We start from the raw sequence: 23,205 nt of genomic DNA, 5'->3' as shown, positions 1-23,205 counted from the left end.
CTACCTGATAAGCCGATAACGCAGTAGAAAGGAGCCACAAACGCTGCCCGAAGGGTTCGGCTAAAAGCGTTTTACTCTTTGTTGAGAGGATTTTGCTTAGAATAACTAGGCTACAAACCTCTCGCCGCGATTAAAACGCTTTTATCTCGAACAAAATTTAACCGCAAAAGGTCAACAGACCCTGAGCTTTAACAATAAAAACAATTAGTCGTCCTGATAACAAAATGCAATGCGATATCAGGGCGATTAACGTTAAACTCCCCAAGTAGAGCAACCCTTCTAAAAGCGACGTAATAGTCGCACATAAGCTTTGCAGTAAGTGACGCAAGAAAGCCATCACTCAAAGTCCTACACAGATTTTAATTTGGTCACGTATTTTAAGGAGATAAATCGTGAGCACCGACAACAATGGCGGTATTCAACGCCCCGACGGTAAAGTGAACCCAATCGATACTGATTACCAGATTGGTCAGGATAACGTCGCGCTAAAAGTAGGTCCTTTCGGACTTGATATTCACAACCGTGTGTTCGCTATTTCAGGTATGTCGATCATCCTGTTCGTAGTGTTAACACTGACTTTCAGACAACAAGTTGAGCCGTTTTTCGCGGGTTTACGCGGTTGGCTTGTATCTAACCTTGATTGGTTCTTCCTATCTGCGGGCAACGTGTTTGTCGTGGTGTGTTTGATCCTGATCGTAACACCACTTGGTCGCGTTCGTATCGGTGGTACAGAAGCAACACCAGACTACACTTACGCAGGCTGGTTAGCGATGTTATTCGCTGCTGGTATGGGTATCGGCCTGGTATTCTTCGGTGTATCGGAACCTATGTCTCACTTTAGTGCTGCACTGGGTGGCGTGAATGTAGAGAATGGTGTTCGTACTGACTGGGCTCCACTAGGCGCAGCGGAAGGGGATACATCGGCGGCATCTGCACTGGGCATGGCAGCAACGATTTACCACTGGGCACTTCACCCTTGGTCAATCTACGCACTATTGGCGCTTGGTTTGGCAATCTTCTCGTTTAATAAAGGCTTGCCTCTAACGATGCGTTCAATTTTTTATCCTCTTTTTGGTGAGCGCGTTTGGGGGTGGACTGGCCATGTGATTGATATTCTTGCTGTTGTTGCGACGGTATTCGGTCTTGCTACTTCTCTTGGCTACGGTGCATCACAAGCGGCAACGGGTTTGAACTTCCTTTTCGGTATCCCGATGACAGAAACTACCCAAGTTGTGCTTATCGTGATCATTACAGCACTAGCGTTGATCTCGGTAGTCGCTGGTTTGGATAGCGGTGTTAAACGCCTGTCTGAAATCAACATGGGTTTGGCGGCACTATTGCTATTGTTCGTGATTATCGTGGGTCCAACATTGGCAATCATGACTGGTTTCTTTGAAAATATCATGTCTTACCTTGCGAACGTTCCTGCGCTTTCAATGCCTTTTGGTCGTGAAGACGTGAACTACTCTCAAGGTTGGACTGCGTTCTACTGGGCGTGGTGGATTTCATGGTCACCATTCGTGGGTATGTTCATTGCGCGTGTCTCTCGTGGTCGTTCAGTTCGTGAGTTCATCGTGTGTGTAATCCTGATCCCATCAACTGTGTGTGTATTATGGATGACGGCATTTGGTGGTACGGCAATCAGCCAGTATGTGAACGATGGTTACCAAGCAGTATTTGACGCTGAGCTTCCCCTTAAGCTGTTCGCGATGCTAGACGTAATGCCACTGTCTCAAATCACCTCTATCGTAGGTATTATTCTGGTTGTGGTGTTCTTCATCACTTCCGCAGACTCTGGCTCGCTAGTAATTGATACGATCGCAGCAGGTGGTAAAGTAGACGCACCAACACCTCAACGTGTGTTCTGGTGTACATTCGAAGGCTTAGTAGCAATCGCGCTGATGCTGGGTGGTGGTCTAGCGGCTGCACAAGCGATGGCAGTAACAACCGGTCTGCCATTCACTATCGTATTGTTGGTTGCAACGGTATCTCTAGTGAAAGGTTTGATGGATGAGCCTCGCCCAACATCAAAATCAATGAAGAAAGCAAAAGCGTAATTTAAGCTTCTTTCATAACAACTAAAAACGGCACGTCTCAACGTGCCGTTTTCTATTCTGAATTTTTCATATCTAGCCAGAAATTGGCTACGACTTTCTTCCTGTTCAAAGCATTTCGTTGGCCACAACACCGACAATGTGCGGCTCGTCTGCCTTAAAATATTCTCAACCCTATAAATACATTAGAGTTCAAACTATTTTCAAAGTCATCTGCACTTTACCTTAGTGCGATCTAGATCAAAAAAGTAGCTATTTAAAGCCGATTGGTTTGATTTCTATGCACTATCAATGCGCATAATAAAAAGGAAATTTAATTAGTGCACGAAGGATATGTATCTACACATGATTACCTCAGCCCCTTGGGTGATGTATCCAGAAATTGGAGAAGACCCAAGCAAAAAATGGATTTTTCGTGAACCCGTCGTGTCTGATGGCGACGATATTTATGGTTTGATCGCAGATTGTCCACCGCTCGATATGAACTCTTCATATTGTAATTTCCTCCAATCTAGCCATTTCAGCAAAACCTGTGTTTTAGTTGAGCACAAAGGTGAGACTGCCGGTTTCATTTCTGGTTATCAGAAGCCTGGTGAGACTAACGTGCTATTCATTTGGCAAGTCGCCGTTGCGCCGCGGTTTAGAGGCAATGGGTTGGCTTTCAAAATGCTCAGCAACTTACTCGACCGAGAAGGTCTCGAGAGTGTCAACGCTATTGAAACCACGATCACCAAGTCAAACGACGCGTCTTGGGCGTTATTTAAAAAGCTCGATACGCAAAATGGTAATGCTGGCGAAGTAAGCACTTTCTTGGACGAAGACAAACACTTTAAAGGTAAACACGATACGGAATATTTGTATCGTATCCCCCTCAAATAAACCCACTAACCAATAGGAATCAAATAACGGTCTTATCATGGATATTTTTAAAAAGCAGGAATCCAACGTACGTTCATACTCAAACAGTTTCCCGGTCGTTTTTCGTCGAGCAAAAGGCAGTTGGCTAGAAACAGAGCAAGGTGAGCGTTACCTTGATTTCCTTGCTGGAGCGGGATCTCTCAATTATGGACATAACAATCCAGTACTTAAGCAAGCACTGCTTGAGTACATTGAAATGGATGGCATTACACACGGCTTGGACATGCATTCAGAAGCCAAAGCCGCCTTTCTTGAAGCGCTAAATCAGTATATTCTCCAACCAAGAGCGCTGGATTACAAAGTTCAATTCACAGGTCCAACGGGTACCAACGCCGTTGAAGCGGCCATCAAGCTGGCGAAAAAAGTAACGGGTCGTAGCAGCATTGTTGCATTCACCAATGGTTTTCATGGCTGTACTGCAGGCGCACTTGCAGCAACGGGTAATCAACACCATCGCCAAGGCGCGGGCTCAAGCTTAAACAATGTCACGCGAATTCCATTTGAAGGTTATGCAGGCATTGATGGTTTGAAATTGTTTGAAACCATGCTGACTGACAACTCGGCAGGTATGGACAAGCCAGCGGCGGTTCTACTTGAAACGGTGCAAGGTGAGGGCGGTTTGAATGTCGCGTCCAACGAGTGGCTGCAACGACTAAGTAAGCTGTGCAAAGCTCACGATATTTTATTAATTGTTGATGACATCCAAGCTGGCTGTGGTCGAACAGGCACATTCTTTAGTTTTGAGCCATCGGGCATTAAGCCAGATATGGTAACGCTGTCGAAATCCATCGGTGGTTATGGTCTGCCAATGGCGATTGTTTTGCTAAAACCTGAGTTGGACAAATGGAAACCAGGCGAGCACAACGGCACATTTCGCGGGAATAATCACGCGTTTGTCACAGCAGCTAAAGCACTCGAAACATACTGGTCAAACGACTGCTTTGAGGTGCACATTAAGCGCTGTTCAAACATGGTTGAAGAAGTCATTCAACGCTCCGTTCACGATTCCCTGAGTTGTTTGTTCAGTGTAAAGGTCGCGGCATGATGATCGGCATTGAGTGTAAGAACGGTGAAATTTCTGCTGATATTGCAAAAGCGTGTTTTGAGAGCGGGATGGTGATCGAAACCGCAGGACCAAATGATGAAGTGGTGAAGTTCTTCTGCCCATTGACCATTTCTGAAGCCGAACTCACTCAAGGGCTTAATATCTTCGAGGGCTCGGTTGAAGCCATCGCAAGCAAACATTTCAAACAAGCATCATAGCAAGGAAAGAATTATGATCGTTAGAACACTCGATGAGTGTCGCAATAGCGAAAGACGAGTTGTGTCTGATAACTGGGAAAGTGTCCGTATGTTACTGAAAGACGACAACATGGGCTTCTCATTCCATATCACGACGATATACGAAGGCACCGAAACACATATTCATTATCAGAACCATCTTGAGTCGGTATTCTGCATGAGTGGAGAAGGGGAGATTGAAGTCGTCGGTGGCGAAACTTACCCAATCAAACCGGGTACGCTGTACATCCTAGACAAACATGACGAGCACTACCTACGTGCCTATAAAAACAAAGAAATGGTCATGGCGTGTGTGTTCAACCCGCCAATCACCGGTGCGGAAGTGCATGATGAGAATGGCGTTTATCCCTTGGTAGACTAGTCGCTCTCTTCAAATGCTTGAAACGGGGTGAAAATTCACCCCTTTCTTTTTCCTTTCTTTCAAATGACCAATCATTAAGGCCCCTTCATGACATTTACCGTAGAAAAGATCGGTGGTACTTCGATGACAGCGTTCGATGCTGTACTCGACAACATCCTCCTTCGTCCACAAAACCCATATAACCGAATTTTTGTTGTTTCTGCTTATGGTGGAATGACAGATGCTCTATTGGAATGCAAAAAGACCAGTAAACCAGGTGTCTATCAGCTTATCGCTAAGCGAGATGAAGCGTGGCAAGACGCTTTAGCCTATGTTGAAAGCCGAATGCTATTGACGAATGAACACATCTTTGCTGATCCGATGAATAGAATGCGAGCGGATAAGTTCATTCGTTCTCGAATTGCGGAAGCAAAAACATGTGTCACTAACATCCTAGAAACTTGTCAATATGGACAGTTTTCTCTGCGTCACTATTTACCGCAGATCCGCGAGTTTCTCTCTTCAATTGGTGAAGCGCATAGCGCTTATAACACCGCGTTAAAGCTCAAAAATATGGGAATCAACGCTAAATTTGTCGATCTTTCTGGTTGGGATAACCAACAACCTCGCAGTTTAGATGAGACGATACGTGAAGCGTTTGAAGAGATCGATGTGACTCAAGAGCTACCAATCGTGACGGGTTATGCGTACTGCAAAGAAGGGTTAATGCATACCTATGATCGTGGTTACAGTGAGATGACCTTCAGCCGAATTGCCGCAACAACCAAAGCGGATTTAGCGATTATTCATAAGGAATACCACTTAAGCTCTGCCGACCCAAGAGTTGTAGGAGTCGACAGCGTTAATCCCATCGGATTTACCAATTACGATGTAGCCGATCAATTGGCAAATCTTGGCATGGAAGCGATTCACCCAAATGCGGCGGCGGGTTTACGAGAAAGTGGTATTGAATTGCAGATCAAAAATACCTTTGAACCTGAGCACAAAGGCACTCTAATCTCAGCTGATTACCGTCCTGAGAGTGACCGCATTGAAATTATCGCAGGAAAACAGAAGGTATTTGCGCTTCACTTATTTGACCAAACCATGGTTGGAAAAATGGACAATGTCAGTTACGAACTGATGGAAATCATTGCCGATGCTCGCGTTAATCTTATTGGTAAAGAAATGAATGCAAACTCAATCACTTATTACCTAGGTGGCAGCATCGATAGTTTAAACAAAGTGCTCTACAAGGCAGAAAAACGCCATCCCCGAGCTTCAATTACCGGTAAAATGGTTGCGCTGATTTCTGTCATTGGCTCTCAAATTGATACTAACAAAACACTAGCGAAAGGCGTGTTAGCCTTGATGAATCAAGGAGTGACACCCATTGCTCTCCATTCATCAATGAGAAACGTTAACGTTCAGTTTGTTGTGAGTGACGACGAGTATAAAGAAGCGATTTGTGCACTACATGAAGAGTTCTTTGAACAAGACAGCAATGCAAATAAGTCGGTGAATGTCGCTTGATCGACTTGCCTGATCATAATGCAGTTTCAAATGTGGCTAATCGCTATTTGAAACTGCTTAACTGAATACATACTTTAAACTTCGCATGATAGTGGAGAACACAAGAGTAAATAATGACTTTGAGCGTCGTTTATCAATCAGTTCTTCTATCACCACAGTGCCGTCTTTAGTTAACCTTGCTCGCCAAATTAAGCACCAAATAACCTTAACACGATAACACTGGTTGTTAATGGTCATTGGGGTATTTCTAAACGCAATAGCATAAAGCCGTTTTGAATAGAGGATCTCTTCGCCAATTCGCAAGGTAAATCTCGTCGACAGGCGGTGATATTCTGCCGTGACGAGTATGCCATCGACATAATGTGATTGTGTTTGAACAGTTTTGAATCCCATCTTGCTCTATCCTTAGACCTCGAACTTAATCCAACGAATCGACATATTATTGGAAGTTCGTACAAAAAGATTCAATTACATTGTATTTCTTAATAAAAGTAGGGTGAGCGCATGCGATGAGGTATGCAACGGTTAGGGGGGCAGTATGAAGGTTAAGCTGAAAAAGCCTTATGTTTGCTAGATGAGACGGTTTGTTAAGTTTGATTTTTTAATAAAAAGAATGCCTAAAGGTTATTAAATAAGAACAAGCTCTATTTTTAATCACTCAAAACTTTTAATTTGATAAATGTAATTTGTCAAATTAAAAACTTTTATTTTCTATCTGTAGGTGTATTGATGATATAGAATGCGCGCCCCTTTTTACTGTTTAAAACAGTGAGCTTTTTAAGATTTTATGAAATTAACTATGAGTTTAAATAATAAGTCAGTTTGTGCGCTAATGTTAATGGCTTTGGCGGGTTGTGGTACTGAGTCAAAGAATAACGAAGTTGAGGCTGAACATAGAACGATAAATGGTCTAGCTTCTAATGGGGGTGCGATAAAAGGGCATGTGACCTTTAGTGATTCTCCAAAAGCGCTATTTGGGCATGATGTTATCAATGTTGTTAAAGATGGCGTATTTTCGATACAGAATGCCGATGAGATTGAGTATCCAGTGTTGCTTAAGATAACAGGCTTTCATGGTATCGAGTCTAATGTTGAATACTCCTTATTGCTTGATAACAATGACTCACGAGTGAATCTATCTGCTTTAACAAGACTCATTGTAAGTAAAGTTACGGGTGTGGATGCCGATTTGACATTTGATAACTTCGATACGTATAAAAACCTGTTTACGAAAGACGCAATAGAAAATGCACAAAGTGAGTTGGTTAAAGTTATTGAGCCGTTATTGATTGCTGCAGGAGTGGAAGTTAATGTGAACTTCTTGTCGGAACAGTATAAGGCAGACTTTACCAATTTAGACAGTGTGCTTTCTACACTAGATGTAGAATACAAAACTGATAGGGCGGTAATAACTTATATACCTAATAAGAACTATTCTGTTGAACTCTCTTATAAAGAATCTTGGTCTAATTATTCACTAATTCCTTCCGGTAGTGATATTGAACCGTTAAGTCGCGATTTGAAAGTCATTCATAGAGCTAGTGAAATATTAGAAGAAATGATTCTGTTGAGAGAGGATAAGGTTGCTTTTGAATCTCTCCTTTCTCCCAATGCCCATTGGTTCGGAAGCAATTATCAGTCATTACACGAACGTTACTTCGATATTTTACCAGCAGAGAATAATCCAAACCTACAGCGTTACCGTGACCTAATTATCCTTGAAAGTCGACCTGAAACACAGCAGTACCTGCTTGGCTATACTACTGCCTTTGAAGCAAGCACTGCATCTAGCATTTCTAGAGATCAAGCATGGTTTGAGTTTGTCGATGGTGAGTTGAAATTCCTAGGTGATGACAAGCCATTTCCGACTTCTTTCTATGCGCTATACAAGCTCAATGCAGCGCCAAGCGAATACAACTGGTATCCGCAAGACGAGTTTAGATGGGTTTTCGAAGCAACGGGTTTCCTTTCATCAAGCGATTGTACAATCAGTCTAGACAGAGGTCATTGGCAATGGGGTTCTGAAGAATTTATTGACAGTCTACCTTCATTAAATGAGGTATTTCCAGGGCTACAATATGTCACGGTTACCTCTCCGACGAATGCGGAGATTAAATTAGACAAAATATATCGTGAGCCTTCAGATAACACTTGTCACTTAGTTGATAGCCATAACAGAGTTAGTGGTCTTTTAGACGGATACCCAATTGAGTTAGGGAAGGATGATATTGCTCTGAATAAAGCGTACACCGTGACTTACGTATATTCTGATCATCAATTATCTAAAACCATTTATTTAACTCAACCGCCAGAGGGCAAAGAAGCTATGGGACCGTATCTAGCTAAGCTAGTCGATGTTAATGGCTCTAAGGCGTCGTTTTTATATGATTGGCAACGTGATGACAAATTTGTGGTTGAAGGTGATCTGTATGTATTTTTCCCCAACCATGTTGGCGTTGGTACGAGAATGAATATCGAGACCGGTAAGACAGAAGTTACTTCTTCGCCAAGTGATGATGTGGTTCGAATTTTTCACACTGCATTTGATCCATATGGACGAGTCATCAATAACTACTTAGTTTCTAGTGATAGCGTCACCCCTTTGAACTAAATTGATGAATAACAAACCGAGCAGTTGCTCGGTTTGTGTATTTAAAATGTCTATCTTTAGATATTCGGGCGTGCCGTCTCGTTAGTTGAAGGAGGTAGGTGAGGAAGAGTCACCTCTGGTTGATCACCGGTCAACGAACGTAAGAATTCAGTGATTTTAACCGATTCCTCTTTCGTCAGCTTCTGACCAAGCTGAAGGTCAGCCATCATTGCTACTGCTTCTTCTAGATCCCAAACAGAGCCGTCGTGGAAGTACGGGTAGGTGAGTTCGATGTTACGCAGTGTCGGTACTTTAAACACAAACTTATCGAAATCATTCCCCGTGATCGCTTTGCGCCCTATGTCTGGGTTGTCTGTTGCAAATGGCTTCACTAAGCCCATTTTTTGGTACATTTGCCCGCCAGCCAATGGGCCGCTGTGACACGCAGTACAACCTTTCGCTTTGAACAGGTTATAGCCTTCGACTTGTGCTGTTGTTAGTGCGTTGTCGTCACCTTTCAACCAAAGATCGAACGGCGCGTTTGGCGTGCGTAAAGTCTGCTCAAATGTCGCAATAGCGTCAGTCACGTTATCAATCGTGATCGTCTCACTGCCGTAGGCTTGTTTAAACCACTCGCGATATTGAGGGATTGACTTAAGTGTGTTGATCGCAAGCTGGTGGCTAAAAGCCATTTCGAGTGGGTTCTCGATTGGACCGGCAGCTTGTTCTTGCAAATCTTTGGCGCGTCCATTCCAGAATTGAACAAAGTTCAAATCCGAGTTAAACACCGTTGGTGAGTTGATAGGACCAATCGCCCATTTATGACCAATGGAGCTTGGCAAGTTATCGACGCCACCTTTTGCGATGTTATGGCAAGAGTTACAAGAGATAGTGTTTGAGGCGGATAGACGAGGCTCAAACCATAGCGTTTTACCCAGTTCTACCTTTTTCGCGTCAAGCCCAGCAACAGGTTCAATCACCTTAATGGGTTCTGCGGATTGGCGCTCTGCATAGGCACTGAAAGACAGCACTGACAAGACGCTCACTGCTATAAGAGTTTTCATAATAACTTCCTTTTTAAGTGATTTTTCACTCTCACTAGGGCGGCGTACTTCGTGTTGGTACGCTCTGGAAGTCACGGTATAGCAATCGTTTTTATCTATAAAACGCAAAAAAGCGATGGTTTTTATGGCAAAAAACGATGTTAACAGCGAACAAAGTTTGCACAATTTGATTTTGCTTGCTTTTGATGCTGGTATTCACTTTTTATTTACAAATATGTAAAGAATATAAACGAATGGTTCGTTGACTTAGGTCAATTATGCAATTGGATTCTGCAAACCTCTCAGTGTGATGGTGTTAACAATATTTCCCTTTGCGAGACATGGTATTACTGAAACGCATCAGTCTTTTGTCTTAAGAACTCAATCAGTGTTCGTACTCGTAACGGCATCAGGGCTTTCTCTTGGTACACCGCATAAATCGGAATCTCTAAATCGTGCACATCGGGTAGGATACGAAGAAGATCTCCTCGCGCTAATTCTTCTTTCATCATAAAGCTTGGCATGATGGCAAACCCAAGATGATTCAAAACAAATTCTTTGACTGTCGCAGCGGTTCTCACTTGCACTTTTGGACTGTGAATCAAACGTGTCACCTGACCTTTGCTATTGGTCATCGTAAGCTGCTTATCACCGTGAACGATATGGTGGCTAATCCAATCCAGCGCTAAAAGATCTTCGGGTGTGGATACCGTTTTGACCTTGCTTAGATAGATTGGCGTCGCACAAAGCATATCTCGGAAGTAGCCAAGCTTAACCGCGTATAAACTCGAATCTTCAAGGGCAGAGGAGGCACGCAGTGCAATATCACAACGAGATTCAATCAGGTTGCTATAACTGTCACTCTCAATAATATCGAGTTTGATTTCCGGATAGAGATGTAAGAACTCACTCAATATATCCACCATCGCGGAGCTGGGTGTGGAGATTCGAATCGTACCGCTTGGGATTTGATTGGCATCTTGTGTTTCCGCATTCGCTTCTGAGGCGATATCACCAATCAGTTTGCATTTCTCGTAGTAACGTAACCCAGCGTCAGTCAACGAAAGCGAGCGAGTGGTGCGATGCAACAGGCGAGTATTCAGCGCTTGTTCGAGCTTAGAGACGATCTGCGAGACGCGCGCCTTGCCAATATCAAGATCGTCCGCTGCTTGAGTAAAGGATTGTTTCTCTGCCACTTTAGCAAAGACCATCATGTCATCGAGTGAGATCATACCGATTACTTTCCAAAAAATTACTTGTAATTGTTTATCTACAATAAACAATTAGTTTAATCAAAGGCTAATTATCTATCAATCATCAAACGATATAGTGTCTCCATCGACAGCGGGAAGCCAAAACAGCTTGGTCATTTTCGCCTTATTCAGAAAGAAATAATGTAAGAATTGAATGGAGAAACCATCATGTCAGATCGCAAAATTCTAGTAACAGGCGCATCAGGTAAACTAGGTTCACAAGTAGTAAAAGCATTGCTTGAAGACCTAAATGTTCAACCAAGCCAATTGATTGTGACCACTCGTAACGCAGATAAACTACAAGCGTTAGCAAGCCAAGGTGTAGATGTTCGCGAAGCGGATTTTTCTAGCCCAGAGTCATTAGAGAAAGCATTCCAAGGAGCAGACAGCATGCTACTGATCAGCATTGACGCTTCTGGTCCTCGTACTCAAGCACACTTGAATGCGGTATCGGCAGCCGAAAAAGTAGGAGTGAACCATATTGCCTACACATCCATGCCTTCAGCAGAAAGCTCGCCAGTGATGTTTGCTCATGAGCACGAAACTACCGAAAATGCGATTAAACAAAGCAGCATCCCTAATGCCACCATCACGCGCAACAACTGGTATTTTGAAAACTTGGCCGAGTACTTTGCCAGCATTCTGCAATCAGGTTATTGGTTGACGTCGGCAGCAGAAGGCCGATCGGCTCAACTGTCACGTAAAGATCTCGCTTTTGCTGCGGCGTCTGCTTTAGTAAAACCAGCGCAGGGCAAAGTGGTATTGCCAATGAACGGCGTGCAATCTATGACGCACGCAGAAATGGCTAAAGTGATAGATAAAGTACTGGGTACATCGATTACTATGGTGAACTTATCTGATGAGGATTACCAAGCGAAGCTTGAGTCATTTGAACTGCCTGCACCAATCGTAGAGTTGTGCGTCACAATGGACAAACACAACCGCGGAAACCATTCAGATGGTACGAGTGAAGCATTTGAACAACTTACTGGTAAACAACCGCAAAGCTTTGAGGCGTGGCTTGAGGAGAATAAAGCAGAGCTACATAAGCTAGCGAACGTCTAAGATAAATTGAACTAGAAGAGGGACTCATGTGAGTCCTTTTTTTTGTTTGGAGTGGGGAAATTAAGATGTAGAAAGAGGCGCTTTTTCACTGATTGTAAGCCATCGCTAGATTTCAAGGGTGTAGGTGAGTTGAGGAAGTTGTCCTCTGTAGCTTTCTCCAGATTCTACGCTTGCCGTCAGTACCATACATCTTGTCTTTCCATTCGCTTTCGTCATAGACCTTGGGACTAGTTCTATCGAATTCCATTACAAAGCTCATGCTGGTAGCCCGTAACCTACGACTAATGTCTAACTGCCTGACACTATTTGTATTTTTTCGTTTGGTATAAGGTACTAGCAACTGAATTTCAAGGATTCATAAACATCAGTCACCAAGTTCTTGTAGAAGAGAATATAGTCAACTACTCGCTTCATCTTCGTTTAGTGAGTAAATAACGTTGGTTGGAAAAACACACCTTAGAGTGTGAATGAAAGGAATCACAATGAGCAGCACTTTAGAGTCCGTACAGATAAGAACAGATAAGCCTCAAGTCAGTGAGGATGAACTCACTTACGAACAACAACATAAACCAAGATCGGAATTTGATTCCCGGGAACAATATTTAGAGCACGAGCTGCAAATTATGGCGCCTAAACGCTGGCGTCCCAATTTGCCGTTTAAAGATTACCGATTTGAGTTGGAAGATACCATTCCCGCGATGGCCGCGACCATTGGTAAAGTGGTTATGGTGGGAGCCATTGCCGCAACCTTTGCTGGGGCGCTAGGGCTGAATGAAGGCTTTATTTTAGAAAACGTTCGATATGAACTACTGATAGCCTCTGTTTTCATTATTCTTTTCTCAGGCTTTCTATTGCCGACTGCAAACCTCGCGGGTACACACGGCCCACTCATTCCATTAATTCCTATCGTTGTTGCAGCTGGTGGGCACCCTATGGCCTTTGGTCTGCTGATCGGTGCTTTTGGCATACTGTTAGCCATCAGTAAAGGTGGCAGTATGCTGGCAAATCTCACCAGTAAAGGCGTGTGTGGGGGCTTATTACTCTACCTTGGCTTTGTTGGAACCGTCTCTCAAGTGAAAAAGCTGTTCGCTTGGGCAGAGGGAATAGGGATGAGCCACATTGCTTTTGTCGTGATCTTTTGCACCATTATTTTATATGCATTGTTGGAACATTTTCGTAAGCGTTGGTTAGCTGTCCCTCTTAGTTGCTTGCTAGGCGGTACGTTAGCTTTTGTAATGGGAGCGCCGTTTTCTTTTCAAACCGAGCCAGGCTTACCCAATATGAACCCAATGTATTGGTGGGGGGAAGATACGGGCTGGATGCTAGGTTTACCGACGATTGAGCATTTCATGGTGGTACTACCTTTTGCCATTTTGGCCGTAGCTATGTGGTCGCCAGATTTTTTAGGGCACCAAGTGTTTCAAAAAATCAGCTATCCAGAGCGTACAGAAAAAGTACATATGAACATTGACGACACCATGACCACTGCTTCTATTCGTCAGACGTTTGGTTCTCTTCTTGGTGGCACTAACTTTACCTCTTCATGGGGGACTTACATCGTGCCAGCAGCAATTGCTAAACGCCCGATTCCTGCGGGTGCTTTGCTGACGGCTCTGTTTTGTATCATCGCTGCTGTTTGGGGCTACCCAATGGACTTAGCGATCTGGCAACCTGTACTTTGTGTTGCACTAATCGTTGGTGTATTTGTTCCTTTGTTAGAAGCAGGAATGGAAATGACACGTGAAGGGAAAACCACACAATCGGCGGCGATTGTTGTATTTTCTTCAGCGCTCGTTAACCCAGCATTTGGATGGTCTCTCACCATGTTGCTAGATAACTTAGGCTTAGTCGGCTGTAAAGAGCGTAGTGGGGAACTGAGTAAAATGAGCCGTTGGGTATTGCCTGGAATTATGTTTGTTGTGCTAACGAGTGTAATGGCGTTGGTTGGCCTACTACCAGGGATTCCAGCGATTATTCCAAGCTTTCGTTAGATACGCTCATAGTACGATTTAGAGTTTGAAGAACCTTTTTAACCTGATAGAAACGGTTTAGTTCTGTTGAGCTAAACCGTTTCTGCCCCAACGTTTGCTATGTTGATTGAACTGAAACATGATTTTAACTTGAACAAACCAATACCCAGCCTTTAATAAACAAAGCAACCCAACACGCGACTAATTGCTATAACAACACGCAGCTAAACATATCAGTATCAAAATCGCTGACTTCAGTTAAGATAAAACTATATTTGTAGTAAATATCGCAATTCATATAAGCTGCTTAACATACTGTTTAATTAGTTTCTTGTTTAAAGTAGGTGATCATCATGGGTACAGTTATAGGTATGTTGGTCTTGGCGTTCATCGCGTACTTGGTAAAGAAAAACACAGGACTACACTTACATCAGTGGTTTTCTAAGAAATATCAAGAATATCTAGACGCGAAAAGAAAGAACAAAAAATCAGCATGACTCAGTGATTCTTTCGCTCAACAGAGTCACTAAAATGTCTACGCAAACAAAAAGGGGCCACGTGAGCCCCTTTCTTAATTGGATAAAAAGCCGTTAACCTAAGCTTTCTGTCACTACTGGTTTGGTATTGCGTTTGGCAATCCAGTAAGCAACGCCGCCCCAAAGAACTGTAAGCACCCAAAGTGCGGTCCAGTGTTTTGCCACTTGCTGCCATGTCGCGCCCATCTGGTTGAGTGCTAAGAAGCCTTTGATTGCCCAAGTACTCGGGCTCAAGTCTGCAAACCAAAGCAGCGGAGCAGGGATCGACTCAACTGGCCAAATAAAACCTGCTAAGAAGATTAATGGCATTGAGCTAACCAGCACGACCAATGTCACGAGCTCGCGTCTTGGTAACAAGTAACCGAGCCACAAACCTAAACCACAACAACCAAGCAAGAATGGCAACAACAAGGTCAGTAGCTCACCTGCGTTAGCTATGTGGTTGACGTTCAAGCGTTCGAAGCTAAAGCCAAAGTAGTAAGCGCTAAGTAGATAGTAGATAGCGACGAAGACCAAGGTTCTGGCGAATAGCAAAGCCCCGGTTGGCACTTGTGACCAATACCCGCGACCATGACGCTGAGTACCGGTCTGTAAGCCGACTGCCATGATCAACGTTTGTTGAAGGATCAAAACAAATACCGCTGGCACCACGTATTCGATGTAGCCCATGGTTGGGTTGAAGGTTGGCTTCATGTTGAGTTTGATTGCGGAGTAGTCATGGCTTGCCATGCTCAGTGGCACACCGTCGATTACCATCTTGCTTACTTTAACTTGAGCGCCAAGCGTACCACCAGCTTGTGCTAAACCTTCGACGACTGTTCCGTACACCAAGAAGTATGATGCATCCGCGGCATACGCCAAAGTAGGGCTGCTGCCGAGCATCAAATCTTTATAGAAGTGTTCAGGAATCACCAAGAAGCCTGTGATCTCGCGGTTTAAGAATGCTTGTTTTGCATCAGCAATGGTGTGTAGGCGAGTCACCACTTTGACCTGTGGTGTTGCGTCTACCATACGTTCAAGCTTTAAGCTGGTTTGGCTACCATCGAGATTCACAATCGCAATGGGTTGTTCTCTCGGCGTTTGTTGCGCGTACGGAAGCGGGTATAAGAACGAATAAAACACCACGCCACCAAAGACGGTCAATACCACGACAGGGTTGGTCATCACTGAGCGAAGTTCTGTTTTAATCAATTGCCACAGGCTCATACTGCCTCCTGTTTATTATCAGCCTTTTTACTCTCAGCACTTGATGCGTTATTTTTCAAAGCCGTGTTGCGATGCTTTGCCATGAGCGCTGCCGTCATTAAGAGCGGAATAATGTACCCAATCATCGGCCATAACGAGCCAATAGATTGTGCGGCATTTGCGCCGTAGCTTGCTTGATCTACCTGAACCTCGATGTAATGCGTAATTGGCAACAACCCTCTCCATGCATGGGCTAGAGCATTCATGTCTGAAACCGGGAAGGTAATGCCCATAAACGCGAAGCTCGGTGCCGTAAACGCACCAGCAAAGCTCATCGCGCGTGCAGGATCCATCGATAAGAAGAAGAACAAGGCACCCATGATGATGCATGCGATGGTCGTGACGAACTGCGCTAACAACATCACTAAGTAACTACCTTCCATTGGCCAATCCAACACCATATAAAACCAGACTAAGAACAGTGCGCCTTGAGCCATAAATACGGGAATATATTGGCCAAGGATTTTGCTTAGTCGAGTGAAAGGGCGACCGCCTAAGAACGCGAAGCTGTTGTTCCCATTTCCGTACAGACGAAAGTGTGCAGCAAGGATCAAAATAGTGCTGACCACGACGCAGATTTGCCAGATCGCAGGCACTATTGCGGTGACCAAGAACTGAGCGTAGTTGGTGTTACGGTTAAACAGAGCTGTAATCTGGGTAGAAATCGGTACTGCTTGACCAATGGCAGCAAGCGTCGTGGTATTGCCTTTTGCTAGGTTACCCATGGCTTCAAGCTGAGCATCAAAATACCCTTGAGATTGCGCGACTGCCGAGTTGATCAACTTGGCAACCAAAATGTATTGGCTGTTGAAGAAGACCGACAACTGCGGTTGGCGATGCAAAAGAATGTCTTGATCAAATTGAGGCGGTATCACGGCATAAGCGTAGATGTCACCTTCAATCATCGCGTTCTTCGCTTCTGTTGCACTGGTGTAGTGGTAATCAACAGAAAGAGTGGAAGAGGCATCAAGAGACTGAATCATCTTGCGTGACAATTGCGAGTGCTGTAAATCAACCACACCAATTGGGAGATCTCTGGCAATGCCTGCCGAGAAAACGCCCCAAATAGTGACAGCCAATAAGATCGGCATCCACGTCAGGCAAGATAACAACCACTTATCGCGCCGCAGGATTTGTCGTTGTGAGATTTGAATCGTCATAGTTTTAAACCAACGCGATTACAGCTCGACCACAACGCTCATGCCCATTCGAAGCTCAGGCTCTGGTTGGGTAGGGCGAGCTTCGACCTCGAAAGTGCGAAGATCAAACCCTTTCGATGCGTCTGTTGCTCGCCACGTTGCAAAGTCACCCATTACCGCAACGTGAGTCACTTTAAACTCAAGATCTTTATCCAGCGCTGGTAGGTAAGCTTTGAATGTCGTGCCTTTGGTGAAGTGCTTGAGCAAGTCTTCGCGTACGTTGAGTGTTGCCCATGAGTCTTGTGTATCGATAACGGTAACAACAGGGAAGCCTTGAGGTGCAAGCTCACCGCTTTGTAATAGGACTTGAGATACTTCACCATCAAACCAGCTGTAGATTTGTGTGTCTTTTGCGTACGCCTCTACTTCCGCTACTGCGCCAGCCGCCATGCGAGCTTTCTCTGCTGCTGCAACTTTAGTTTCGCTACGTGCGCCTTCTTTTGCCATGTTGTACATTTGGAATGCTGCGCTTTCGGTGTATTTTGAAGCTTGCCATTGTGTCATTGCTTCATCGCGTTTTTGCTCAGCGACCACACCATCTTTATATAGATTGTTTACACGTTGGTAAGTCTTTTCCATCAAGTCAGCCGCCGCTTTCGCTTTCAACCATTGGTCTTTTGCGGCTTGGATTTGTTGCTCACGCGCGCCTTTTTCTGCTTCTAATGCCAAGGCATCAGCCGCTTTTTCACCAGCCTTCGCTTGTTCCAGTTTTGCTTCGATTTCTGGGCTGTGAAGGGTAAAGATCAATTGACCTTTTTCTACTTCATCGCCTTTGCGTACCATAACTTCATCGATACGTCCTGGGACTTTGGAAGAGATGCTGTATTGCTGCGCTTCAATCAAACCTTGTAAGCGAGCGGGCTCAGGTTGATACGCTTGGTAGAACTGATAACCAACCCAAGAAGCGACACCCAAAGCACAAAGCGTTAGTAGAGCGGGTTTTAGAGATTTTGCTGCCATGACTTATTTTGCCTCTTTGGATGTTGATGCTGGAACGTAAGCAGAATGTTGGTATTGAGCGAAACTGTTCATTTCGCTGCTCAGTGCTAATAGTTTGGTTAAAGAAATCAGATAACGGAAACGCGCTGCTGATTGCTGTGTTTCTACGCTGGCAACATACAATTGGGCGTCGACCACATCCAAAGATGAAGATAAGCCTTGAGTGAAGGCTTTTTCGCGTAAGCGTAGGTTCTCGTTTGCAAGTGCGATGCTAGATTCTAGACCTTGCACTTCATCAATAGCTTGTTGTGCCTCTAGATAGGTCTTTTGTACTAGCAGGGATAAGTCTTGCTTCGCTTGCGATTTCAATGCATCCACTTGCGTTACCATGCTTTGTGCCGCTTTTACTTTCTCACTGCGGCCAGTTGACTCAATCAGCGGGATATTAACACCAACACCAACTAGCCAATCCGGTTTCATCTGGCTGGCAAGAGAGTCGTCTTCATACAGGCTGTAATCGCCGTATAAGTAAACTTCTGGGTAGTATTTGCCTTTTTCGGCTTTGATTAAGCTTGAAGCTTGTTTGTGCTTGGCATTCAATAAATCCAAACCAGGGTAGGTTAGCAGTGTTTGATCAACAAAAGCATTCAAAGGAGGCAGGTTGCTATTAATGAAGAGCGATTCTGACGGTTCCACAGCGTCGTTCTGCGCAAGAATTTTGCCTAGTGCAGCTTGTGCGATGCTAAGGTCACTGGCGGCTTTGCGAGTTTCTACTGTCGCTTTATCTAGCGATGCTTCTGCTTGAAGGCGTTCAACGCGTGCGATTTGGCCTTGTTCTTCCATCTTAATCGCAAAGTCACGGTGTTTGGTTAAGCCTTTCTCTACCGCTTGGCGCGTTGCCAATACTTCTTTGGCGAGCACGACCGAGAAGTAGTATTTGGACAGATCTTCAAAGCGAGCTTGCTGCTCCATTGCGAGTTGGCTTTTTGCTTCATCGGTTTTGCCTTCTGCGGCAGTTTGCGCGGCATTGATGCGGCCACCAGTAAAGATAGGCCAAATAGCGCGAATAGAAGAAGAGAAAATGTCACGCTCGGTGATTGTCGACGTGGTATTTGCAAGAGCGCTAAAAATAGGTTGGAAAACGGGTGGCACGCTGATGTGTTGCCCAGTGCTATCGAGAATTTGTTGACCAGACAGGGTCACGTCTGTATCCAAACGCGTATAATTCGCGCCGATGCTGACTTGTGGTAAGTTGAGGTTGTCTGTCGCGCTTTGCTGGTATTCATAACTTTCTACGTTGGCGCGTTGCGCTTTAAGGGAATAGTTGTTTTCTAACAACAAATTCCATGCATCATCGAATGTGATGGGAGCCGAGTGACAGGCAAGAGAAATTGAGCTGCTGAGAAGGCCCAAAATCCAGAACTTTCCGGTTTGTTTCATAGTGGCTACTTTGCTTTAGAGTATTAGCTCTAATATAAAGTATTCAGTAGAAAGTGTTAAGTGATTGGACAAAAGAAATGTTGGATAAATGTTGCGCCCGGTTAAAGATGACTTATCCGGGCGTGGTGTATTGATCTTATTTCATCGAAGGGCAGTGATATTCTGCTCTCCATTCAAGCTGACGAGAGCCTCGCATAGTATTCAGTAAGTCTTTACCAGTCATCTGTGGAAATGACAGCAACACCCTTAAATCTGATGTGCTGGTGTCGCTCTTTTCATAAGCTCTGACGTGAGTAAACGTTGAATACATATTCTCTGACAGCATGGCCTTATTCAGGCAAATTCCAAATGTATCGCGTTCCATGTTTTGGCTTTCCTTTTAACTATAATGCACCTCTGTTTATAGTTATTGCAGTTGCAGATGGTGTCTAAGTGTTTGTCCTACGGTCAGTATTTGTATTAATTATCAATATGTCTTCAAATTTCTGACGCAAGTGCTGAGCGTTAAATAGACTTCCAATAGACTGCTTAAATAAAGCGAAGCTCGAAAAGGCTTCTTGACTAAAAAGTATACGACGGAAAATCTAAAAACGCCTCAAAAACCGCTAAATCCGCTGTGATCACGTTCAAGATTTGGATGGCAAATTATGTATGATATAGCCAAAACAACAACGTTATTTTGCCAAGTATATGATTGTTTTCTGATATTTCATGGTGGTAATGAATCAACTGATAGGATGGGTATAATCTCAAGCTTTGGGCAAGAATGATGACTTGCCCGAAGGGAAAAGTTAGGGAAAGTACAGAGGAAACATTAGTCATCCGCTCGGCATTTAGCACATTCGTTGTAAGTGCGCTCACCTTCACTGATCACGATATAATCGCTCACACACTTTTCACATAGTGCGAGTTTCGGGTAGGCAAGTTTTTGTTTCTTGGCGTTAGTGTCACCTTCTACAACGTAAAATTTTCTCATTGGGTGTCATTTTTTACTGATGAATAACCAAGATTATAACGTTAATCACCAGTGATAAAGAAGCTGTATAGACCCTAATTACGCACCATTGAATGAAGGCAGTTTCCAAGGCCAACGATTTACGTAGAAGCCAATCGGTTTATGTAAAGGATTGCATTCGTGAGCAAATATGCACCACTTTAGAGTTTTTGCTTAAAAAATGTCAGATGAGTATAGAGTGGAATTAATTCATTAAATTCTGATGCTTATGTCAATTTACGTAAAATATTTAAACGTTTGCTCTACCAAGTATTGATGTAAATCAAATAGTCGTAGACAATACGCCCCCGTGTCGGAAATCTCCTCCACAGAGTGCAAGGTTGTACTCGAGAGACATAAGTGTCTTAAATGACCTCCAAACGCTAAATTTCACACACTAGTGAGAGGTTTAGTCATTGCGGTAATTTTAGACTATAGGCTTTACCTATCAACGTAATAGGTAAGACCAATTTTCTATTTTGTGGTGCCATTGATAGGGTTGGCTCAATCCTTTTAGCCGTATCCGGGCACACAATAAGTACCTCGTTTTTAAGGGAAAGATGATGGTAATACCAGAAAACAGCAGCATCGTTATTTTTGGTGCTTCAGGTGACCTTACATACCGTAAGTTAATTCCTGCTCTATACCACCTTTATGCGAACAAGCAGCTTCCAGAAAATTTTGCCATTCTAGGTGTAAGCCGCACTGAGTACAGTGATGAGTCTTACCGTGAGAAGTTGAAGAAATCGCTTCAAGAAATGGAAAAAACTGAGCCAGAAACGCTGAATGCATTTATTAACCACCTGCATTACCAAGCAATCAATACATCTGACACACAAGATTACAGCAAGTTGGCGACACGCTTAGACCAACTGGCAGACGAATACCAATTCGAACAACGTAATACGCTTTTCTATCTTGCGACGCCACCAAGCCTATACAGCGTGATCCCTGCAAGCCTTGCAGCACACGGTCTGAACAATGAGGAAGATGGCTGGAAACGCCTGATCATCGAAAAACCATTCGGTTATGACCTTGAATCAGCGCGTACGTTGGACAAAGAAATCCACGAGCACTTCCAAGAGCATCAGATCTACCGCATCGACCACTACCTAGGTAAAGAAACGGTTCAGAACCTGCTTGTCCTACGTTTTTCTAACGCGATGTTTGAGCCACTGTGGAACCGTAACTTCATTGATTACGTGGAAATCACAGGCGCAGAATTCTTAGGCGTGGAAGAGCGTGGTGGTTACTACGACGGTTCAGGTGCGGTTCGCGACATGTTCCAAAACCACTTGCTACAAGTGCTAGCAATGGTGGGTATGGAGCCGCCTGCACAAATTAATGCAGACTCGATGCGTGATGAAGTGGTAAAAGTCCTTCAGTGTCTTAAACCGCTGGATGAGAACGCACTTCGTAACGACCTTGTATTAGGTCAGTACACGGCATCGGATGTTCGTGGTCAGCACCTTCCGGGTTACCGTGAAGAGAACGGCGTCGCAGACGATTCTCGTACCGAGACCTACATCGGCCTGAAAGCTTACATCAACAACTGGCGTTGGAATGGCGTGCCTTTCTACGTACGTACAGGTAAGCGTCTACCGACTCGCGTGACTGAAGTGGTTATCCACTTTAAACAGACACCACACCCAGTGTTTGGTCAAAACGCACCAGAGAACAAGCTGATTATTCGTATTCAGCCAGACGAAGGCATCCAAATGAGCTTTGGTCTGAAAGAGCCGGGCGCAGGCTTTAAAGCGAAGGAAGTGAAAATGAACTTCCATTACGCTGATCTGCAAGAAACCCAAATGCTAACTGCTTATGAGCGTCTACTTCTTGATGCCCTAAACGGTGATGCAACGCTATTTGCTCGTAGCGATGCGGTTGAAGCGTGTTGGAAATACGTGCAACCGATTCTAGATTTCAAGCAAGACCCACAAGCGCTATTCGGATACGCATGTGGTACATGGGGACCAAAAGAAGCGGACGACTTGCTACAGCGAGCTAACCGCGCATGGCGTTTCCCTTGTAAAAACCTAACAGATACGGACTACTGCGAACTATGATCAACCACAAGATCTACCAAACAGCAGAGCAGGTAGTAGAAAGCCTTGCTAACGACATGAAAGCGTTTAGCGAAATGGGCCGACCTGTTCACATCTCTCTTTCTGGCGGCAGCACACCAAAAATGCTGTTTAAGCTACTAGCAACAGAAGCTTACGCGACGTCAATTCAGTGGCAAAACCTACACTTCTGGTGGGGTGATGAGCGCTGTGTTGCGCCTGATGATGCAGAAAGTAACTATGGCGAAGCGAATACTCTACTATTTAGTCAAGTGAGCATTCCTGCTGAGAACATCCACCGCATCCGTGGCGAAGAAGATCCAGAAGCAGAAGCAGAACGTTTTGCGAAAGAGATGGCAGAAGTGATTCCAACTGAAAATGGCACTCCTGTGTTTGATTGGATCTTGCTTGGTGTTGGTGCAGATGGTCATACCGCATCACTGTTCCCAGGTCAGACAAACTACGATGATGAGAACCTATCAGTATTGGCTTCTCATCCTGAGTCTGGTCAGATTCGCGTATCGAAGACGGCACGCGTATTAGAAGCAGCGAAGCGCATCAGTTACTTAGTACTTGGCGCTGGTAAAGCAGACATTATCGAAGAGATTAACAGCTCACCAGCCCGCGTACTTCCATATCCGGCAGCGAAGATCCAAGCGAAAGCGGGTCTGACGGAATGGTATTTAGATTTAGACGCAGCGGCAAAAATCGCTTAATGCGG

The 23,205-nt window shown here is 44.3% G+C and carries 19 protein-coding genes and 1 pseudogene; 11 read left to right on the top strand and 9 right to left on the bottom strand.

The window, feature by feature from the left end; genetic code table 11:
- Window positions 1–392: 392 nt before the first annotated feature.
- The 5 genes and pseudogenes from ACTS60_RS09865 (at window position 393) to ACTS60_RS09845 (ending at window position 6,147) form a co-directional block, all read left to right on the top strand.
- The gene (locus tag ACTS60_RS09865) at window positions 393–2,057 is read left to right on the top strand and encodes a BCCT family transporter (RefSeq protein WP_440888085.1); all 1,665 of its coding nucleotides are present in this window, start codon (window positions 393–395) and stop codon (window positions 2,055–2,057) included.
- Between the two features lie 342 nt (window positions 2,058–2,399).
- Complete coding sequence (gene ectA / locus ACTS60_RS09860) at window positions 2,400–2,933, top strand: diaminobutyrate acetyltransferase (protein WP_440888084.1); 534 nt, start codon at window positions 2,400–2,402, stop codon at window positions 2,931–2,933.
- Between the two features lie 37 nt (window positions 2,934–2,970).
- Window positions 2,971–4,235, top strand: a pseudogene (gene ectB / locus ACTS60_RS09855) (diaminobutyrate--2-oxoglutarate transaminase).
- 13 nt (window positions 4,236–4,248) lie between these two features.
- Window positions 4,249–4,635 (top strand): ectoine synthase, encoded by a 387-nt coding sequence (locus ACTS60_RS09850; RefSeq protein ID WP_005393369.1) that lies wholly within the window; start codon window positions 4,249–4,251, stop codon window positions 4,633–4,635.
- A gap of 87 nt (window positions 4,636–4,722) precedes the next feature.
- The gene (locus ACTS60_RS09845) at window positions 4,723–6,147 is read left to right on the top strand and encodes an aspartate kinase (protein ID WP_440888083.1); all 1,425 of its coding nucleotides are present in this window, start codon (window positions 4,723–4,725) and stop codon (window positions 6,145–6,147) included.
- Window positions 6,148–6,204: 57 nt separating this feature from the next.
- On the opposite strand, the gene ACTS60_RS09840 is transcribed toward ACTS60_RS09845, so the two are convergent.
- A complete protein-coding gene (locus ACTS60_RS09840) occupies window positions 6,205–6,540 on the bottom strand; it encodes a hypothetical protein (protein ID WP_440888082.1) in 336 nt (111 codons plus the stop codon).
- Window positions 6,541–6,946: 406 nt separating this feature from the next.
- Between ACTS60_RS09840 and ACTS60_RS09835 the strand changes: the two genes are divergently transcribed.
- Window positions 6,947–8,758 (top strand): hypothetical protein, encoded by a 1,812-nt coding sequence (locus ACTS60_RS09835; protein ID WP_440888081.1) that lies wholly within the window; start codon window positions 6,947–6,949, stop codon window positions 8,756–8,758.
- A 56-nt stretch (window positions 8,759–8,814) separates the two neighbouring features.
- Here ACTS60_RS09835 and ACTS60_RS09830 read toward each other — a convergent pair whose 3' ends face one another.
- Both ACTS60_RS09830 and ACTS60_RS09825 read right to left on the bottom strand, forming a co-directional pair.
- Window positions 8,815–9,801, bottom strand: a complete 987-nt coding sequence (locus ACTS60_RS09830) for a cytochrome-c peroxidase (RefSeq protein ID WP_440888080.1) — start codon at window positions 9,799–9,801, stop codon at window positions 8,815–8,817.
- A gap of 326 nt (window positions 9,802–10,127) precedes the next feature.
- Window positions 10,128–11,012, bottom strand: coding sequence for a LysR family transcriptional regulator (locus tag ACTS60_RS09825; protein ID WP_440888079.1), 885 nt, complete (start codon window positions 11,010–11,012; stop codon window positions 10,128–10,130).
- A gap of 189 nt (window positions 11,013–11,201) precedes the next feature.
- Between ACTS60_RS09825 and ACTS60_RS09820 the strand changes: the two genes are divergently transcribed.
- From ACTS60_RS09820 to ACTS60_RS09810, 3 genes are all read left to right on the top strand, one after another.
- Window positions 11,202–12,098, top strand: coding sequence for an SDR family oxidoreductase (locus tag ACTS60_RS09820; RefSeq protein ID WP_440888078.1), 897 nt, complete (start codon window positions 11,202–11,204; stop codon window positions 12,096–12,098).
- Window positions 12,099–12,580: 482 nt separating this feature from the next.
- The gene (locus ACTS60_RS09815) at window positions 12,581–14,089 is read left to right on the top strand and encodes a DUF3360 domain-containing protein (RefSeq protein WP_440888077.1); all 1,509 of its coding nucleotides are present in this window, start codon (window positions 12,581–12,583) and stop codon (window positions 14,087–14,089) included.
- A gap of 332 nt (window positions 14,090–14,421) precedes the next feature.
- Complete coding sequence (locus ACTS60_RS09810; protein WP_440888076.1) at window positions 14,422–14,565, top strand: hypothetical protein; 144 nt, start codon at window positions 14,422–14,424, stop codon at window positions 14,563–14,565.
- 93 nt (window positions 14,566–14,658) lie between these two features.
- Here the strand turns inward: ACTS60_RS09810 and ACTS60_RS09805 are convergent, their stop codons facing one another.
- The 6 genes from ACTS60_RS09805 to ACTS60_RS09780 form a co-directional block, all read right to left on the bottom strand.
- Window positions 14,659–15,810 (bottom strand): ABC transporter permease, encoded by a 1,152-nt coding sequence (locus tag ACTS60_RS09805; protein ID WP_440888075.1) that lies wholly within the window; start codon window positions 15,808–15,810, stop codon window positions 14,659–14,661.
- On the bottom strand, window positions 15,807–17,009 hold the full coding sequence (locus tag ACTS60_RS09800) for an ABC transporter permease (protein ID WP_440888074.1): 1,203 nt from the start codon (window positions 17,007–17,009) through the stop codon (window positions 15,807–15,809). The genes ACTS60_RS09805 and ACTS60_RS09800 overlap by 4 nt, the downstream gene beginning before the upstream one ends.
- 18 nt (window positions 17,010–17,027) lie before the next feature.
- The gene (locus tag ACTS60_RS09795) at window positions 17,028–18,008 is read right to left on the bottom strand and encodes an HlyD family secretion protein (protein ID WP_440888073.1); all 981 of its coding nucleotides are present in this window, start codon (window positions 18,006–18,008) and stop codon (window positions 17,028–17,030) included.
- 3 nt (window positions 18,009–18,011) lie between these two features.
- Window positions 18,012–19,427 (bottom strand): TolC family protein, encoded by a 1,416-nt coding sequence (locus ACTS60_RS09790; protein WP_440888072.1) that lies wholly within the window; start codon window positions 19,425–19,427, stop codon window positions 18,012–18,014.
- Between the two features lie 136 nt (window positions 19,428–19,563).
- Window positions 19,564–19,791 (bottom strand): hypothetical protein, encoded by a 228-nt coding sequence (locus ACTS60_RS09785; RefSeq protein WP_440888071.1) that lies wholly within the window; start codon window positions 19,789–19,791, stop codon window positions 19,564–19,566.
- A 450-nt stretch (window positions 19,792–20,241) separates the two neighbouring features.
- Entirely contained in the window at window positions 20,242–20,403 is a 162-nt protein-coding gene (locus tag ACTS60_RS09780; protein ID WP_440888070.1) for a hypothetical protein, read from the bottom strand.
- Between the two features lie 581 nt (window positions 20,404–20,984).
- On the opposite strand from ACTS60_RS09780, the gene zwf reads away from it, so the two are divergent.
- Both zwf and pgl read left to right on the top strand, forming a co-directional pair.
- On the top strand, window positions 20,985–22,487 hold the full coding sequence (gene zwf / locus ACTS60_RS09775) for a glucose-6-phosphate dehydrogenase (protein ID WP_440888069.1): 1,503 nt from the start codon (window positions 20,985–20,987) through the stop codon (window positions 22,485–22,487).
- Entirely contained in the window at window positions 22,484–23,200 is a 717-nt protein-coding gene (gene pgl / locus ACTS60_RS09770; protein WP_440888068.1) for a 6-phosphogluconolactonase, read from the top strand. Before zwf ends, pgl begins: the two co-directional genes overlap by 4 nt.
- Window positions 23,201–23,205: the final 5 nt, after the last annotated feature.

Origin of the sequence: Vibrio sp. WZ-1 (assembly GCF_052037695.1) — a bacterium.
In the GTDB taxonomy this organism is placed as follows: Bacteria; Pseudomonadota; Gammaproteobacteria; order Enterobacterales; family Vibrionaceae; genus Vibrio.
The sequence above is the reverse complement of the archived record's forward strand: the minus strand, read 5'-3'. Positions and strand labels throughout refer to the sequence as shown.